Here is a 1,208-nt window from a genome sequence, read left to right as displayed (position 1 = left end):
GTGCCCGAGTCGAAGATGCCGTCCTACCCGTGGCTGGTGGAGAACACCCTCGACGGCAAGCTGACCGCCAAGAAGATGGAAGTACTGCGCACCCTCGGCACGCCCTACACCGACGAAGACATCGCCGCAGCCCGCGACGCGGTCAAGGGCAAGACTGAAATGGACGCCCTGGTCGCCTACCTGCAAGGGCTGGGCACCATCATCAAAAGCAAACGGTGACCTTGATGGATATCGGGATGATTCGTGGCCTGGGCACCGTCGTGGTGATGGTGGCCTTCATCGGCCTGGCGTTGTGGGTATTCAGTTCGCGGCGCAAGTCCGAGTTCGACGAAGCGACCATGCTGCCTTTCGCGGATGATCCCGAAGCCAGCAAGCACGTCGAGCAAGCGCAAGCGAACGCTTCTAGGAGTAACAACGAATGACTACCTTCTGGAGTCTGTACGTCACCGTTCTGAGTCTGGGTACCATCTTTGCCCTGACCTGGCTGCTGCTGTCGACCCGCAAGGGCCAGCGCAGCGAAACCACCGAAGAGACCGTGGGCCACGCCTACGATGGCATCGAGGAGTACGACAACCCGTTGCCCAAGTGGTGGTTCATGCTGTTCGTGGGCACCATCATCTTCGCCCTGGGCTACCTGGTGCTGTACCCCGGCCTGGGTAACTGGAAAGGCCTGTTGCCGGGCTACCAGTACCTGGACAACGACAACAAGGTCGCGTTCGCCAACGGCCAGTCGGGCTGGACCGGGGTGCACGAGTGGGAGAAGGAAATGGCCCGCTCGGACGCCAAGTTCGGGCCGATCTTCGCCAAATTCGCCGCGATGCCGATTGAGGAAGTGGCCAAGGACCCGCAAGCCTTGAAGATGGGGGGCCGTCTGTTCGCCTCCAACTGCTCGGTGTGCCACGGCTCCGACGCCAAGGGTTCGTACGGCTTCCCCAACCTGACCGACAACGACTGGCGCTGGGGCGGCGAGCCCGAGACCATCAAGGCCACCATCATGGCCGGTCGTCACGGCGTGATGCCGGCGTGGGCCGAGGTGATCGGCGAGCAAGGCGTGGCCGATGTGGCCGCGTTCGTGCTGACCAACCTGGATGGCCGCACCCTGCCCAAGGATGCCAAGGCCGATGTCGCCAATGGCCAGAAGCTGTTCGCGACCAACTGCGTGGCCTGTCACGGGCCGCAAGGCAAAGGCACCCCGGCGATGGGCGCGC

Annotated in this window: 3 protein-coding genes; all 3 read left to right on the top strand. The window is 63.2% G+C overall.

Features of this window, described 5'->3' with window-relative positions:
- The coding region (locus KUO17_RS26345) for a cbb3-type cytochrome c oxidase subunit II (RefSeq protein ID WP_217978473.1) at positions 1–219 on the top strand (219 nt) is incomplete at its 5' end.
- Positions 220–224: 5 nt separating this feature from the next.
- Complete coding sequence (locus KUO17_RS26340) at positions 225–422, top strand: cbb3-type cytochrome oxidase subunit 3 (protein ID WP_217978472.1); 198 nt, start codon at positions 225–227, stop codon at positions 420–422.
- The coding region (ccoP, locus tag KUO17_RS26335) for a cytochrome-c oxidase, cbb3-type subunit III (RefSeq protein WP_217978471.1) at positions 419–1,208 on the top strand (790 nt) is incomplete at its 3' end. The genes KUO17_RS26340 and ccoP, both read left to right, overlap by 4 nt.

This window comes from Pseudomonas aegrilactucae, from assembly GCF_019168305.1.
Classification (GTDB): Bacteria; Pseudomonadota; Gammaproteobacteria; order Pseudomonadales; family Pseudomonadaceae; genus Aquipseudomonas; species Aquipseudomonas aegrilactucae.
Note: the sequence above shows the minus strand (reverse complement) of the source record. Positions and strands in the feature narration are given on the sequence as shown.